The organism is Chitinophaga pinensis (assembly GCF_007896845.1).
GTDB lineage: Bacteria > Bacteroidota > Bacteroidia > Chitinophagales > Chitinophagaceae > Chitinophaga > Chitinophaga pinensis_C.
Genome location: NZ_VOHS01000084.1, coordinates 1 through 15,813 on the forward strand (window position 1 = coordinate 1; position 15,813 = coordinate 15,813).

The 15,813-nt window shown below is 44.9% G+C and carries 17 protein-coding genes; 8 read left to right on the top strand and 9 right to left on the bottom strand.

What is annotated here, in order from left to right:
• Positions 1-173: 173 nt before the first annotated feature.
• From FEF09_RS29605 to FEF09_RS34640, 5 genes are all read right to left on the bottom strand, one after another.
• Positions 174-641: an alpha/beta fold hydrolase gene (locus FEF09_RS29605; protein ID WP_222597276.1), complete on the bottom strand. Its 468-nt coding sequence runs from the start codon at positions 639-641 to the stop codon at positions 174-176.
• A 1,983-nt stretch (positions 642-2,624) separates the two neighbouring features.
• Positions 2,625-3,134 (bottom strand): AGE family epimerase/isomerase, encoded by a 510-nt coding sequence (locus FEF09_RS34275; protein ID WP_261387940.1) that lies wholly within the window; start codon positions 3,132-3,134, stop codon positions 2,625-2,627.
• Positions 3,059-3,478, bottom strand: a complete 420-nt coding sequence (locus FEF09_RS34280) for an AGE family epimerase/isomerase (RefSeq protein ID WP_261387938.1) — start codon at positions 3,476-3,478, stop codon at positions 3,059-3,061. Before FEF09_RS34280 ends, FEF09_RS34275 begins: the two co-directional genes overlap by 76 nt.
• Positions 3,472-5,802, bottom strand: a complete 2,331-nt coding sequence (locus FEF09_RS34635) for a glycoside-pentoside-hexuronide (GPH):cation symporter (RefSeq protein WP_315898205.1) — start codon at positions 5,800-5,802, stop codon at positions 3,472-3,474. Before FEF09_RS34635 ends, FEF09_RS34280 begins: the two co-directional genes overlap by 7 nt.
• Positions 5,781-6,035 carry a hypothetical protein gene (locus FEF09_RS34640; protein WP_315898206.1) on the bottom strand — a complete coding sequence of 85 codons (255 nt, stop codon included), beginning with the start codon at positions 6,033-6,035 and terminating at the stop codon, positions 5,781-5,783. The genes FEF09_RS34635 and FEF09_RS34640 overlap by 22 nt, the downstream gene beginning before the upstream one ends.
• A 194-nt stretch (positions 6,036-6,229) precedes the next feature.
• Here FEF09_RS34640 and FEF09_RS29630 point away from each other — a divergent pair, with 194 nt between their 5' ends.
• The 8 genes from FEF09_RS29630 to FEF09_RS29665 all read left to right on the top strand — a co-directional run bounded on the left by FEF09_RS29630 (position 6,230) and on the right by FEF09_RS29665 (position 13,727).
• On the top strand, positions 6,230-6,454 hold the full coding sequence (locus tag FEF09_RS29630; protein WP_186774625.1) for a carboxypeptidase-like regulatory domain-containing protein: 225 nt from the start codon (positions 6,230-6,232) through the stop codon (positions 6,452-6,454).
• An 11-nt stretch (positions 6,455-6,465) separates the two neighbouring features.
• A complete protein-coding gene (locus FEF09_RS29635) occupies positions 6,466-8,748 on the top strand; it encodes a SusC/RagA family TonB-linked outer membrane protein (protein WP_186774626.1) in 2,283 nt (760 codons plus the stop codon).
• Positions 8,749-8,891: 143 nt separating this feature from the next.
• Positions 8,892-9,299: a hypothetical protein gene (locus FEF09_RS29640; protein ID WP_222597277.1), complete on the top strand. Its 408-nt coding sequence runs from the start codon at positions 8,892-8,894 to the stop codon at positions 9,297-9,299.
• A gap of 18 nt (positions 9,300-9,317) precedes the next feature.
• Positions 9,318-9,905, top strand: a complete 588-nt coding sequence (locus tag FEF09_RS29645; protein ID WP_146308449.1) for a RagB/SusD family nutrient uptake outer membrane protein — start codon at positions 9,318-9,320, stop codon at positions 9,903-9,905.
• On the top strand, positions 9,902-10,837 hold the full coding sequence (locus tag FEF09_RS29650) for a RagB/SusD family nutrient uptake outer membrane protein (RefSeq protein WP_146308450.1): 936 nt from the start codon (positions 9,902-9,904) through the stop codon (positions 10,835-10,837). The genes FEF09_RS29645 and FEF09_RS29650 overlap by 4 nt, the downstream gene beginning before the upstream one ends.
• A gap of 9 nt (positions 10,838-10,846) precedes the next feature.
• Positions 10,847-11,770 (top strand): hypothetical protein, encoded by a 924-nt coding sequence (locus FEF09_RS29655; protein WP_146308452.1) that lies wholly within the window; start codon positions 10,847-10,849, stop codon positions 11,768-11,770.
• Between the two features lie 11 nt (positions 11,771-11,781).
• Positions 11,782-12,810, top strand: a complete 1,029-nt coding sequence (locus FEF09_RS29660) for a glycoside hydrolase family 26 protein (protein WP_146308454.1) — start codon at positions 11,782-11,784, stop codon at positions 12,808-12,810.
• On the top strand, positions 12,801-13,727 hold the full coding sequence (locus FEF09_RS29665) for a hypothetical protein (RefSeq protein ID WP_146308456.1): 927 nt from the start codon (positions 12,801-12,803) through the stop codon (positions 13,725-13,727). Before FEF09_RS29660 ends, FEF09_RS29665 begins: the two co-directional genes overlap by 10 nt.
• Before the next feature lie 53 nt (positions 13,728-13,780).
• Here the strand turns inward: FEF09_RS29665 and FEF09_RS29670 are convergent, their stop codons facing one another.
• The 4 genes from FEF09_RS29670 to FEF09_RS29680 all read right to left on the bottom strand — a co-directional run bounded on the left by FEF09_RS29670 (position 13,781) and on the right by FEF09_RS29680 (position 15,609).
• Positions 13,781-14,446 (bottom strand): hypothetical protein, encoded by a 666-nt coding sequence (locus FEF09_RS29670; RefSeq protein WP_146308458.1) that lies wholly within the window; start codon positions 14,444-14,446, stop codon positions 13,781-13,783.
• A gap of 60 nt (positions 14,447-14,506) precedes the next feature.
• Positions 14,507-14,632, bottom strand: coding sequence for a hypothetical protein (locus FEF09_RS34285; protein WP_261387939.1), 126 nt, complete (start codon positions 14,630-14,632; stop codon positions 14,507-14,509).
• A gap of 168 nt (positions 14,633-14,800) precedes the next feature.
• The gene (locus tag FEF09_RS29675; RefSeq protein WP_146308460.1) at positions 14,801-15,184 is read right to left on the bottom strand and encodes a hypothetical protein; all 384 of its coding nucleotides are present in this window, start codon (positions 15,182-15,184) and stop codon (positions 14,801-14,803) included.
• A 209-nt stretch (positions 15,185-15,393) separates the two neighbouring features.
• Positions 15,394-15,609, bottom strand: a complete 216-nt coding sequence (locus FEF09_RS29680; RefSeq protein WP_146308462.1) for a hypothetical protein — start codon at positions 15,607-15,609, stop codon at positions 15,394-15,396.
• Positions 15,610-15,813: the final 204 nt, after the last annotated feature.

Here is a 15,813-nt window from a genome sequence, read left to right on the forward strand (position 1 = left end):
TAAGCAGGCCGTGACTTTAATGGAAGTAGTAAGTCTGTTTGAAACTTAAAAGTGGAACTCGAAGCCACTGCTGTAAAATAAAAGAACGCTGACAAACCCAAACAGGAGCGTGCTCATTATAGAACATGCTCCTGTTTGTATTACTTATAAACCTCTTTCGAGAAATGCTTCCATCAGCGTATTAAATTCCTCGGCTTCTCCATCATCGGTGCATGACCACATTCCTTTAAATACACCAGTTTTACGTTGGGCAACATCTTTTCAAATTCTTCCGCTACAGCTGGTGGCGTTATATTATCATCCGCTCCCCATATCAGTAATACCGGCATGTTTATCTCCGGCAGTTCTTTTGTGACATAATTCCTTTGTGCCGTCTTCGCTGTTTTTACTATACGGAAACACTTCCTGTTATCCTGTACAATGGCAAACACCTCATCCACTAAAGCAGGTGTTGCCGTCTTTGCATCATAAAACGTATATTCAACACGTTCCTGTATATAGGTACGGCTATGTCGCTTTGGAAACGTGCCAAGGGTATTATTTTCATATAGTCCGGAACTACCGGTAAGGAGCATACTTTTTACGTTAGCTGCATATCTGTGTGCATATAAAATGCCTACATGGCCACCAGTGATTGCCAACCAATACAATATCTTTCAAATTATTTGTAACATATAATCACGAAGCGAAGCAACCAGATAATCTAAAATATCCTGCTTATGTTCATCATAGATAGGTAGGGGAGGAACATGTATGTCATACTTTTCTCCAAAATGTACGATGACCTCATTCCAGTTACTTAAACCTCCAAAAAGTCCGTGCAGCAAAACCAAGGGTTGTTTCATGTTTTTCTGACAAAGCTAGAAAGCTGCCAACTGCCAATCCGTGATTTCAATCACAAAAACCCTGACCCTTGTTCAGCAACAATAATCTGGCTCTGCTAAGCGCTTCCCGGCTTACATACAGGTATCTTGCAATGTTCGTAAGAGAGATCTTTTTGATAATAGCAGGTCTGTGTTCAGTAAAAACTGATACCTTTTCACCGGGCTTTTTAATGATAAAATATATTGATGCTCAAAGGTTTGTTCGGCTAACTCCTGATAAATCTGCAGATTCACAGCCGATAAGCTCATATGCAGATCATATAAGGGCTGTAACTGTTTGATATGATCCTTCTGATCACCGAATCTTCCAATGCAGTAATAGCCACTGCCGATGCAGCCATGCGGTAATAACTCTCACAATTGGCCAGAAAATCATCTGAAAAACCAAACCGGATAATCTTTCATTACCTTCATCATCAATAATGGTAAATGCAAACTGGCCGGATACCACAAAGGCAGCATAACGGGCAATTTTACCATAACGTAAAAAGCTATCGCCCTTTTTAATGGTTTTTACCTTCGTCTTTTATCCAGTAATGCCCATTCTGTATCCGATACAATAGGATACTTCTCTTTCAGCCGATGATACCAGTCAGGAGTATTATTCTTCATGATAGAGCTATTTAAGCGCCCCGAAGTTAAAATATTTTATTTGTCAGATATCCTTTTAATATTAGTTATCCTACGTTAATCCTACGTTCATAAACGTAGGATTAACGTAGGATAACTAATATTAATAAAAACATAAGCACTCTCATACCCATATTCTGGCGTCCTATGCACACGTTTTTGCGTCCTGTGGACATTGTCAGAAATCGGGAAAATTATCGTCTTAATTTGTAGAAACAATCATGGTAAACGGTGTTATACCCAAAACAGGAGTGGGTATCTCCTGTCTGATCCGGATACCATGTCTATATAAAACAGCTGTTCCATTGTGAAAGCATATTTGGACGCACCATGAGAATAGCTAAGCGGATAAGTATTAGGATAAAGTATTATATTGTTCCATCATTAAACCCAAAAAGTATTTAACCATGTCAATGTGGCAAATTGAAGCCCTGATAGAAGAAGGTATCTGATCCGTGAAGCGCATAAACAGCAAGAAAAAGCAAAGGTATATCTGTGGACGGCTTATGTCCTGAATACGGCGCTATCGGACGTGATGATGATGAAGACGCAACGGCACTGATCAACAGATATTTTAAGGAGATTACAAGCATTTTTATAGCTATGACTATGCAGACTATAAACCGATAGATGAAGCCCTGACAATATATGCGCCTGGCGCAAAAGGGTCTGACGGATATACTGAATGGGCAATTGGTGAAGGACTTACAGAAGGGAAGATACTGGCGTATTTTTTGATAAAGCGTCGTAATATCAGCGTGATGTTCCGGAGGATTTTCCGGAACATCACACTAATCTCTTCACCACTTCCATACATGCTCTGGCGTTATGATAAGGGCATTTCCATAATCCTACTTTTACTTCATTCATCGGCAGACCGTCAACGCCCACTCCCCAATACCATTCGCCTTCTTTTTTATCCAGTATGAATGTTGTATAAACTGCCAGTTTGCAAGTACTTTATCCAGATAATATTGGTCACCACTCAGCTCCACGCATTGATCAGACCTACTAATGCTTCCGCCTGCGGCCACCAGTGTTTCTCCGCTATCAGATGTTGCTCCGCAGCATCGTATTCATACCATAGACCACCATCTTTATCCATACCTTTCAGTGCCGCCCGTACCAGATGAATCGCCCGGATACGAAAGCGATGATCTCCTGTTCCTCACCAATTATAATCGCAGCTTCCAATAAAAGCCATGCAGCTTCTATATCATGTCCGTATGAAATCAAGGTGCTTTTCACGGTCCAGTCGTCGGCAAAAAATAACTGTAAATGATGTGTCGCAGGATGAATGATTTTCTCATCAAAGATCTTCAGCAATTCCAGTATATCCGCTTTCAGGTGCTCGTCCGGCCAGATCTCATATAAAGTAGTCCAGGCCTCTAATACATGGAGGTGCGTGTTCATTGATTTCCGCTCATTGGCATCTTTCAGACTCAGCCGGAGATCAGATAATGGCTGCCAGTCTTCTGTACAGGCCTCTATATACCCACCATATACATTGTCATATGCATGCCGACGAATATCGCGATACCATCCTATAGCCATTTCCTTCGCTGCTTCATTGCCGCTTGCTTTGAAATATTCACTGCAGGCATATACCCCAAATGCGATGGCATAAACCTGTTTTTGTTATCAACCACCTTGCCGGTATAGTCCACCGTCCAGTATAAACCTCCATGCACTTTGTCGGCAAAGCAGGAGCGGAGGTAATCCCAGGCACGGGTGGCCAGTTCACGGTATTGTGCTGTGCCGAGCAAATTATAGGCAGCGGAGAATGTCCAGAGAATACGGGCATTCAGCACACTTCCTTTGACTGCATAAGGGTCTTTTATATTGTGATGAGAAATGCGGCCAATAAAGCCACCATTTGTCTCATCAACAGTCTCCGTAGCCCAGTAATCAAGTATACGTCTAAGCTCCTGTAACAGCTCCTGTTGCAGCGTGTTTGTCAGCATGTGTGTGTTCTTCTGATGTCGAGTTCACGGGATATCTCATTCATTTTGTTTTCTGATAAAGGATAGGTAGCAATGCATACGACGCTTAATAAGGAACCCATAGCGGGAATAATACTCAGCATGCTGATAATGCCCGTCTGCGCTACCGTATCGGGCGTCGTATCTGCCTGAAAATGGAAAGCACCTAATAACCAGCCGGTCAGTGCGCCACCTATTGTCCAGCCAAATTTCTGGGACATGGAAGAGGAGGAGAATACCAATCCGGTAGCTCTTCTGCCGGTCTTCCATTCGGAGTAATCAGCAATATCTGCATACATACTCCACAACAACGGAAAGATAATACCGGCACATATACTGATGAGTACCTGTAATATGAATATGCCTGTCAGTTGCTCTTTCTGCAGAAAATAAAAACAACAGCTGCCTGCTGTAGCCATAACCATTGCCAGCAGATAAGTACGTTTTTTACCAAGACGGTTGGCGATAGGTGATGCCAGTATAACACCAACGATATTGGCCAGTTGTCCGGTGAGCAGATAAAGTGTGCAATAGGTAAACGGAATACCGGCGACTGTAAATGCCTGCTGCTGCATGATGTAGTATTTGAAATAATACACAGTCGCACCATCCCTGATGGAATTGAATATCAGTGCCGCAATACCTGCACCCAATAAGATCCACCATGGACGATTGTGCAGCAGGTCAGAAAAATCGTCTTTCAGTCTGCCGGATTGTTGCTGTACGGGCTGCACTCTTTCTTTCACCCATGCAAAACATAGCAGGAACAGCAACAGACAAATTCCTGCGATAATCCCTACTGCCAATACCCAGCTATATGTCAGACCATAAGGTGTAAAATACTGAACAAGCGGTTCCAGTAATCCTAATGCCATAAAGCTCCCTGCAAATGCAAAAGACATTCTGAAAGAAGCCAGTGTATTCCGTTCCCGGCCGTCATTGCTGATGACGCCTAATAAGGATGCATAAGGCACATTTATCAGCGAATAGATCATCATGATCAGGGAATAGGTGACATAAGCATAGACAAGTCTGCCGCCTCCTGTAAATGAAGGTGTATAGAATGTCAATGTGCCGGCAATGGCAAAAGGCAGTGCCATTATCAGCAGATAAGGACGGAATTTGCCCCATCTGGTATGTGTCCTGTCTGTAATGACACCCACAAACGGATCAAATAAAGTATCCCAGATACGGGTGATCAGAAACATGGTACCGATCGCCACCGCATCCAGTTTCATTACATCAGTATAGAAAAACAGCAGGTACATGCCAAACAACTTCCAGAACATGGAAGAAGCCATGTCACCAAAGCCATATCCTACTTTTTCTTTCAGACTTATTAGTGCGGACATAGTTTTATATTTCAGATGGTACCAGCGCTTTGTTTTTTCTATGATGGCTTGCAGTGTGGCAACAGCAGTAAAGGAACGGAACCCGTCAGGTGCCGTATGCATACAATAGTCTGTTAACTGTCCGATGGAACTGGTAGCCACATGCAGACGCGTATCACTACTCGCATAATAGATAAATACTTTTCCATCTTCATCAGCGATCCAGCCATTGGAGAAAAGTACATTGGATACATCACCTATACGTTCGTCGCCTTCAGGTGCCATAAAATAGCCTGCCGGTTTGTAGATGACAGTTTCCGGATGATCCAGAGACGTCATAAACAGATAGAGTGTATAGCGTAGTCCCGCAGCTGTATTTCTCACACCATGTGCCAGATGTAGCCAGCCATGAGGTGTGCGGATAGGAGCTGGTCCCTGACCATTCTTGGCTTCCGCAATTGTATGATATACCTTGTTGTCAATAACAGCCTCTGTACTGATCACAGCCTCTTCCATCGTATCACAGTAACCTACACCGATACCACCGCCTTTGCCCGCTTCAATAAAGCCATCCTGCGGACGTGTATACAACATATACTTTCCGTTGACAAACTCCGGATGTAATACGACATTCCGTTGTTGCGCAGAGGCAGTGACAAGATCTGGTAAGCGCTCCCATGTGTCAAGGTCTTTCGTACGGACAATGCCACATTGTGCTACAGCTGCTGATTGATCACCCGCCGGAGCCGAAGGATCGCGACGCTCTGTACAGAATAAACCATAGATATAACCATCTTCATGCTGTACCACCCGCATATCATAAACATTCGTATCTGGTACCTCTGTTTCAGGAATCTGTATCGGATAATCCCGGAAACGAAATCCGTCAATACCATTGTCACTCTCTGCCACCGCAAAAAATGATTTTCTATCCCAGCCCTCAACACGGGCGATCACCATATATTTCCTTCCCATTTGATAGCGCCTGCATTAAATACGGCATTAATTCCGAAGCGTGTCATGAGGTAAGGATTAGAGGCAGGATTTAAATCATAACACCATGCTATAGGAGCATGTGCCGCCGTGAGTACCGGATTCTTGTATCTCAGAAAAATACCATTACCGGGGAAAATCGCATCGTTGCTTGCCTGTATCAGTTGCTTGTGTGCAAGTCGCAATGCCTGCAGTCTTTCGTTAAAATTTGACATATGGAATTTATTACCCGTAAAACTAGTTGCATATTCCGCCAGACAGGTAATGCTGAAATGACTATTTCCTATGCTCAACTGCTTCCTTTCATATATCGTTTAAGGATCATGATCTGATAGAATAGCACCAAAAAGGCCTTGTAATGGCCATTACTTTTGTTTCATTATTTCTACGTTTAAAAACTGAATGCGTTATGAAAAATTTCATTGCACGCTGTAGTATCGCTTTTTTCCTATGCCTGCCAACCATCATCGTAAATGCGCAGCAGCGAAAGATTACAGGAAAGGTTTTTGATGATCAGTCGAGACCACTCCCGGGCGCTACAGTAGTCGTAAAGGAAACAAAGACGGCCACCGTCAGCGACGGTGACGGCAGATTTGTCATGGATGTTCCGGGGCGGGAAAGACAATGCAGGTAACTTATATAGGGATGCAGACAAAAGAGATCCCCTTAGGTACACAAACCGATTTTACTGTCAACATGCAACTGGCCCCCGGTAGTCTGAACGATGTGGTAGTTGTCGGTTATGGCGCTGTCAAAAAGAGCGACCTGACAGGTGCAGTTGCCACATTGAAGGGTGGTGATCTGAACAGGACTCCTTCCGCTTCTGTAGATCAGCTCCTACAGGGAAAGATCGCCGGTGTACAGGTCACAACAGGTGGTGGTGCTCCCGGCGCAGGCGCTACTATTCGTATCCGTGGTGCGAGCTCCCTTAATGGCTCCAAAGACCCTTTAGTAGTAGTAGATGGTTATCCATGGGGAGATGCGGGTAACCTGAAACAGATTAACCCTGAAGATATTGAATCCATAGAGGTGCTGAAAGATGCCTCCAGCGCCGCTATCTATGGCTCCCGTGGTGCTAATGGTGTGATCGTGGTAACGACGCGTAAAGGGAAACAAGGCCAGCACCGTATTTCATTTAACACGTTACAGACCATGTCGTTCCTCGCCAATAAGCCAGATGTATGGCGGGATCCTGTGGAAGACGCCACTTTTGCCAATGAGGCCGCCATCAATGGAGGCGCAATTGCTACTGACGTCCCTTATATTGGCATTTACAGACCTGTAGGTACAGGGATGGTATATTTCCCCTCGATAGCAGAATTACGCGGCTTAGACCCTGATAAACCGCAATGGCCGGTTAATACGGACTGGGTTGATCTGGTATACCGTCATCCTTATTCGCAGAACTACACACTCACCGCTGATGGTGGTAGTGAGAAAACGAAATACGCCATATCGGGTAACTATTACAATGAACAAGGGATGGTTATCAAAAATGGTTATGATAAATATACCTCCCGGCTGAATCTGGAGCAGAAACTGACCAACGCCGTAACCGCAGGTACAAACGTGATTCTGGCGTATACAAAGGCTTCCGGACAACAACTCGGTGTAGGCAGATCCAGAATATGGCCGGTATATGACTCCACGGGTAATTATTTCCGTACCAGTAATACCGATTTCGGTAATCCGATCGCATTGGCCAATCAGTTGCTGAATACCACCAAAACAACAGACTTCCTCGGCAATCTGTATGTCAATTTCAGGATCAACAGCTGGTTACAGTTCCGTACCTCCATCAATGCGAAATCAGGCAATAGCATACAGGACCTGTATGATCCGAAAAACAGTACACAGCGGGCTTTGGATAATAAAGGCAGCTACGGCAGTATCGCCAACGGGAGCTACTTTGATCTGCTGAATGAAAACTATTTTACTATCAGCAAAGACTTCGGCAAACGACATAAAACGACCCTCGTTGCAGGTTTTTCCTATCAGAAAACAGAGAACAGGTTTAGCTCCCTCACCGGTCAGAATTTTGTCAATGATGTGATGCAGAACGAGAATCTGGCAACCGCCGGTACGATGTTGATCTCTAACTCCCTGCAACGCTTTAATCTTGCTTCGTGGTATGGTCGTGGTAATTATACTTTCAACGATAAGTATCTGTTGACACTCACCGCCAGAGCAGATGGTTCCACCAAATTTGGTGCGAATAACAAATGGGCCTTTTTCCCCTCCGCCGCATTGGCATGGAAAGCAGGAGAAGAACCCTTTATCAGGGAGCTGGGTCTTTTCTCCGAATTGAAAGTAAGAGGTAGCTACGGATTAACAGGTAATCAGGGTATCAGTCCTTATCAGACGCTGGATCGTTATGGCTCTAATAAATACTTCACCGGTTCCGTATTTGAAACCGGATTCGGGCCGGGACTGGCAGGTGCCAATGACGAACAAGGTCGTACAATCGTAGGCGGATTGGGAAACAACAGCCTGAAATGGGAAACTACCCGCTCGCTCGATCTGGGTGTAGATATGGGCTTCATGGATCAGCGGATCACCATCAGTGCCGATTACTATATTAAACGTACCAGCGATCTGCTGCGGCTGAAGACAATTGCGCCCAGCGCCGGCTATGACCAGCAATGGATTAATGATGGAGAAATTGAAAACCGTGGTATAGAAATCGGCTTGAATGCAAACGTGATTAATAAAGCAGATTTTACCTGGAGTGTAGGAGGCATGTTCACCAAAAATACCAACAAAGTGGTCTCCATGGGAGAAAGCAATCAGGTGTTTATTGGTTCCCTGTATGAATCCGTTCGTCAGCAGATCAGTACCTATACGGTTGGTCAGCCGATGTTCTCTTTTATGGTTACAAAACTGCCGGTATTATCCAAAGTCTCGACGAAGGTATCAAAGCTGGTCTGACCGGTGTCGATGCACAACCGGGAGAGATTAAATATCTTGATATCTCTGGTCCGGGTGGTAAACCGGATGGAATCGTAGACTCTTACGACCGTACTATCATCGGCAACCCTAATCCTGATTTTATATATAGTCTGAATACCAATGTGCGCTATAAACAGTTCGATCTGTCTATGCAACTCTACGGTGTACAAGGCGGAGATGTCTGGGATTTTCAAAAAATGACTGCCAGCCGCTGGTTACAACGTTGGACGCCGGAGAACCCCAGTATGGAATATCCAAGGGCGAATGGCACGCGTGGATGGAGAGCATCTGATTTCTACCTGACTGACGGCTCTTTCCTGCGGATACAGAATGTAACATTTGGCTATAATCTGAAAACGGATGCAGTGAAATTTGTAAAAAGTCTCCGGGTCTATCTGTCAGGCAATAACCTCTATACATTCACCGGCTTTAATAAAGGTTTCGATCCCGAAGTAGGAGAGAGTGGTATCAATAACGGCGCCTATCCCCGTCCTCGTGCTGTATCCCTTGGTGCCAATGTAGTATTCTAATCCGCTAAAATCACAGACATGAAAAAAATCGCTTACAGATACATACTCTCCGCCATGTTGACCGGTACTACTCTGGCGGGTTGTTCCAAATTGGAAGAACAGCCTTACGGCATGATCAATTCGCAGACATATTATAAGACAGCCGACGATGCACGTGCCGCGATTATCTATGCTTATTCCATTCTGCCGGAGGTAGGTTATTACTCCAGAGGATATTATATCATTACCGAATTGCCTACGGAAAACCTTACGCAAAAAGGAGATGCGGGTGTTGGTAACTTCGAACTGGACGAATTACGTACCACCTCCACCAATCCTGATCTGGACAATATCTGGACGTATATGTACCGGGGTATTGCCAGAGCGAATGCAGTAATTGCCAATGTGCCGAAGATCCCCGGTATGACAGACGCAGAACGTAACCAGATTACAGGAGAAGGACATTTCCTGCGGGCCTTACATTTTTTTAATCTGGTAAGGATGTTTGGAGAAGTGCCTTTACGCACAACACCATTGATGATGCTTCGCAGATACCTATCGCAAAATCTCCTATCAAAGATATCTATACACAGATCATCAGTGACCTGCAGGCGGCTGATTCGTTGATTACACAACCGCGTATCAGTGAAGGCCGTGCCAATCAACCTGCGGCAGAAGGATTGCTCGCAAAGGTATATCTGCATCTGGCATCCTCAAAAGTATCCGGTTCTCCGGGGTATGATTTTGTACCTAATCCTGATGAGTTGTATGCACAGGCAAAATCATATGCGGAGAAAGTAATTGCCGGTCAATCGACATTCGCATTGACACCCGCATTACCAGATATCTTCAATATTGATATTTACAAAAAAGCAGCCGTAACAGAACATATTTTTGATGCTGCTGTGGACAGAAGTGGCGACAGAGAAGGTAGCTTTTCAAAACTACCGAACATGTTCCTGCCTGCAGACCGTCCCATGACGATTGCCTACAACCAGTTAAAGCCAGACAGTGCTAAAATGGATATCGGACAAGGCTGGGGGCATTTTCGCACAGAATCAGGTGTTTATTTTAGTTATGCGGATAATGACCGCCGGAAAACGCAACTGATTGTCTCGTCTTATACCAATAACGGACAAACCTATCAGTTGGATATCAGCAGTAGTTCCCGTCCTTTCACCCGTAAGTTTATCGATCCGGCACGTATAGGGGATGCCACCAGCGCTAATTCTCCCATCATCAGGTATAGCGATATACTGCTGACTTACGCAGAAGCATGCGGACCTACAGCAGATGGATATGCGGCTGTTAATAAAATACGTGGCCGTGCCGGTATCGGCGATTTACAACCCGGACTGAATATTGTCACCTTCCGGAATGCAGTCATACAGGAACGTGCATGGGAACTTGCTTTTGAAGGTAACCGTTTGTTCGATCTGCGCAGAACGAATACAATGGAAAAAGTACTGGTACAGCAATATGGCAAAGTCATCACCAGTGGTGCCTACTTCTTTCCCATTCCACAAAGGGAACTGGATACAAATCCTTTAATGAAATAATTAATCGTTATGAAACAATTGTCTTTTTATATATCTCTGCTACTGATTATCTGCTGTAGCGCCTGTACCAAAGATCCTTTTGATGGCGTCAGCAGCAACGAACGATCTATTGAAGCCATCACTTTAGGTGGGGGCCTTGTACAGGTGGGACCAGCTGCCATCAACAGAACAGATGCTAAAGCTACGGTAAAAGTATTGGTGCAGGCCGGTACCGATCTGAGTAAAGTGGTCGCACAGATCCAGACTTCTTATAAGGCAGGTATTTCTCCTGCGAATGGTGTACCTGTTAACTTTACGGATAATAACAATCAGGCTAAGTTTACCATTACTTCGGAATCAGGCAGTACCCGCGAATGGACAGTGGAGATTATTCCATTTACTGAAACCTTACTGGGGACTTACTCTATACAGTCTCTGGTACTTTATGGAGGTACCGGACCGGAATATGGCGGTGGCGGTGTGATCAATCTGAAAGACAAACCATGGGTCTGGACTGGTGCGAATACGCCCGACAAGGAATTGGATAACACGATCACGTTTGAATTTGGCGGGGTGACTGCAGATGGTAAAACTACCGGCAAGGTGACGAATAACGCAGGACCAGACGGCGCCTACGCCAGTTTTTTATATAGTAATCCTGCGATGGATCTGAATAATGTGTATCGGCTGGTGCCAACCGGAGAAAGTACATGGGAACGGGATTATGTGAACAATACCGTTACCTTTATCAGCAAAGAAGGTAAAAGAACCAGCGGCGCTTTCCTGAGCGCAACGAGCATTGATCTGGGCAATGGCCTGAATAAAACAATTACCGACAACTCCCTTGATTTTACACTCAGCGGCACCGATGACTGGGGAAATATCTATTCCGATCTTGACAAATTTGTGAAACGTCCACGTCGATTCTGGATTGATATTAAAAAGAACCAGTAACAGCCACAGATATGAAAACTATGAGTCTGCATATTATTATACTTTCTATATGGATGGCCTTTGGAGCCTGTTCCAGAAATGCGAACGAAGAGACAAGTACCCGTCCTGAACAGGATACTGTGCAAAGCAATTTTCGCACGGTGAAATACCTGTACAGCATGGCGGGTAAGAAAACATTGTCAGGTATTCATAACCGCGAACCCAACAGTACGCCTGCGAAATGGACCAATGAGATCTTTACAACCACCGGCCGCTATCCGGCACTATGGAGTGGTGACTTTCTCTTCCAGCAGGATAACATAGATAACAGGCAAAAGATGATCGATGAAGCCGTGAAACAATGGGAGAAAGGAGCGGTCATCAACCTGATGTGGCATGCCTGTAATCCGGCAAATGATGAGCCTTGCGCATGGGATGATGGCAAAGGTGTATTAAGTAAACTGACCGATGCACAATGGAAAGAATTGTGTACTGATGGTACAGCGCTCAATCTGAAATGGAAAGGAAGGGTAGATGAAATCTGCATTTATCTGAAGCAATTGCAGGATAAGGGTGTGGAAGTGCTTTGGCGTCCCATGCATGAAATGAATCAGGGTAAATTCTGGTGGGGCGGTCGTCCGGGGGCAGAAGGAACGATTAAATTGTACCGCATGCTGCATGACTATATGTCCAAAACAAAAGGCCTGAGCAATCTTATATGGGTATGGGATATACAGGATTTCGGTTCTCTGGCGGGTGACGCAGTCAGCTATCATCCGGGTGAGGACTACTATGATATCGCCGCTCTGGATGTGTACGATGGTTCCGGGTATACACAAGCTAAATACGAGATCATGTTGCGGGTAGCTAAGGGGAAGCCGATTGCCATAGGGGAGTGTGATAAGCTTCCTACTGTTGCTGAGCTCAGGAATCAAAGCAGCTGGATATTCTTTATGAGCTGGTCTGAACTGACTTATGAGAAGAATAACAATGCTGATCTGCAACAATTATATAACGCCGATAACGTCATTACGCTGGAAAAAATGCCCGGATGGAAATAAAACACCAGCTGGCGAAAACACTTTTAGCCTGTTGTGCATATGGCGGATGCTTTACATCTGTAGTAGCACAACAGGCTACTCCTTTTACGCCGACACTACGCGTAAATATTGCTGCAACAGGCGTTCGTAATAACCTGACATGGTCAGTAGCGGGGAATAGTCAGGGTACTGCTCCCAATATCATGTCAGAGCTGCACTGGTATGCGCAATCAGGTATCGGTATGAAGGGAAGCCTGACATATCAGCCACTGCGCAGATGGTTTACAACAATCTCTTTTAGCAGGGCGGGGTACGTCAGCGGTCATGCTACTGATAATGACTATCAGGAAGATGACAGGCAGTATCCGGCTTTTGCGGGTAAGTTCCGTGCGGATAAGGGTAGGGTACAGGAGTTGAATGGAGTGGTAGGGTTTGAGTTATATGCTTCCCGGCGAATCAGCTGGAATATAAAGGCTGGTTATACAGAGCAGCGTCAGCTGAACTACCTGTTGGCTGCAGATGCCTTTACGCCACAGGATCTCCGGACTACCTATTTCAGCAGATGGAGGGGCATACTGCTCAATACGGCTATGCAATGGCAGCTATCGGAAAATACCTTATTAAGGGCAACACTGGCTTATAGTCAGTTGTGGTACCGTGCGGAAGCTGACTGGAATCTTATTCCCAGCTTTCAGCATCCCCTGAGTTTTCTGCATACGGCAAAAGGATACGGACTGCGGCCAGCTGTAGCGATGGAGAGAAGGCTTTTGGGGAGTACATCGCTATATCTCGAACTGGCATATGATGATCGTATTACCGGACATGGTGCTGAGCAGTTGTACCTGCGTAATGGGGGGCTGGCAGTAACGCGTCTGAATAATGTGAAAAGCAATGGATGGAGCCTTTGTATAGGTGTTCCTTTTACCCTCCTGCAATAAAAAAGGGACGTATCCGAAGATACATCCCTCAACGCCCCAGTAATAAATAGTGTTTAGAATGTAGTCATGTTGTACATTTCAATCTGCTGACCTGTAGGATTATTCCCTCCATACCAGTGATTCGTACCTACGAAGTAATACCAGTTGTTATAGTAGTTACCACTGTTGTTTGTCAATGTAAACTTATAGGTGCCGTCTACATAAAAATCAACCTGATGTGTATTATTACTCTTCGCCTGACATTTGAAAGTATGATAACCATTATCATTCACGGAGATGGTCTGGTAGATATACTGACCACCACCTTGCAGGTAGCCTTTTAGTACATTATCGTTGAGTGTCTTTACAAATCCCATCTCATTACCGTTCCATTGGGTCACATTGTCGCATACAAAAACGGCCTGTTCGCTGGCGCTGCTATTGGCACTGCTGCCGCCTTTAAAACAACCATAGAATTGAAGACCGGTAGCGTTTTGTCCGCCGTTTTGCTGTGCTGCATTAATATCAGTGCTACAGTTACCTACAGGTACACAAATACCATTCGTACCTGAGATCAGATAGGGATGTCCATTACAGGTACCCCACAAATTGAAGGCATTCTGTGGAAGCGCGGCACGGGGAACTGTTTTGTCTTTACCACCATCAGCAGCAACATCTTTTCTACAGCTGATAGTCGCACACAAAGAGAGTGCAAGGAGTACAATTGAAAGGTGTTTCATAACATTTTTTTAAGTGGAATGATCAATTATTAGGGTGGATCGGGGCGTTCAGTTATTTTGTCAGGGCTTAAATACCAGTATGATCTCTTCTTTTGCGGGCAACACCGTATTGCTGACCTGAATGTCTCCGTCGGCAGTACGTTTATAGGTACTTTTATTCCAGCTGTTTTTAAGGGATGAAAACATTGTAGCGTATAACCAGCAGGAATGTTTACGTGGATATCCGCTGATTGCTGGTTCGTTGTGTTATTCAGTGCATAAACAAAGATGGTATTGCCACATTTTACCGCATAAGATTCCAGCAGGTCAGCATGTACGGGTAACTGTTCAAATGCCCATTACCTGCCTGTAGCATCATTTGTTGATGGTGCTTACACTTTGCAGATAGGGTGTCATATGCTGATCATCAAACAATTCCCACCACCATGACATAGGCAGAACAGGCGTCGGACTGAACATACCATACCACAATCCACGGCGATAGTCATAGTTGGCTGCTGTCGCATACTTTGGATCCTGATCTTCCCAGCGGTAGCCAAATTCTCCTACTACATAGGGTTTACCGAAGGTCTGAATGTAATCAGGATAGATACCGGGAATCTTTTCTGTATGCTTGTAGATGTGTTTTTGATTGAAGTCGATGTAGGGAATCGCATTCATTCCGATAATATCCCGGTGTGAGACGCTGGTACTGACAAGATGATGGTAAGGATCGATGTCTTTCAGATAACGGCTCATTTCCAGATGCCATTGCGCAATGACAGCAGTGGTATCAATATGCTATCCTGTTGTGTGAAAGCGGCATTATCTACCTCGTTAAAAAATTCCCACACTGCGATACTTGAACTATAACCCCAGCGGGCAATGATATACGTAGTTTGTTCTTATACTTTTCCTGTGCCTGTTGACTGGTAAAGAAGCAGTGGGGTTCTCCGCCGGACCGCCATTTACTTGTTATAGCTGCTGTGTTTCCATCCGCCATGTTCCATGAGGTGGCCATGCCAGTCGAGCGTCAGCATAAAATAGAGGCCGAGTGAATCACACATATCTACCAGCTGATCCATACGCCGGATAGCGCCGGGATGGAAATACTCCGTTGAGGGTTGATATCGTTTTGTACTGCGTGGCTGTTTCCATTCAAGCGGCAGATTCCAGTAACACATCCATGTACGGAGAAGTTAGCGCCATTGTTAGCGAGAGAAGGCAGCAGGTAATCATAGGTCCATTTATCATCCTCAAATGAGCGTGATTCCCATGCGACGTTTTCACCCCACCCGGAACAATTCCCCGTTATCAAAACGAATGTCCCAGTCATTTTTATGCAGAAATCCCTTGCGGGTGCTTTTGTTAACGGTAAATACCGCTGG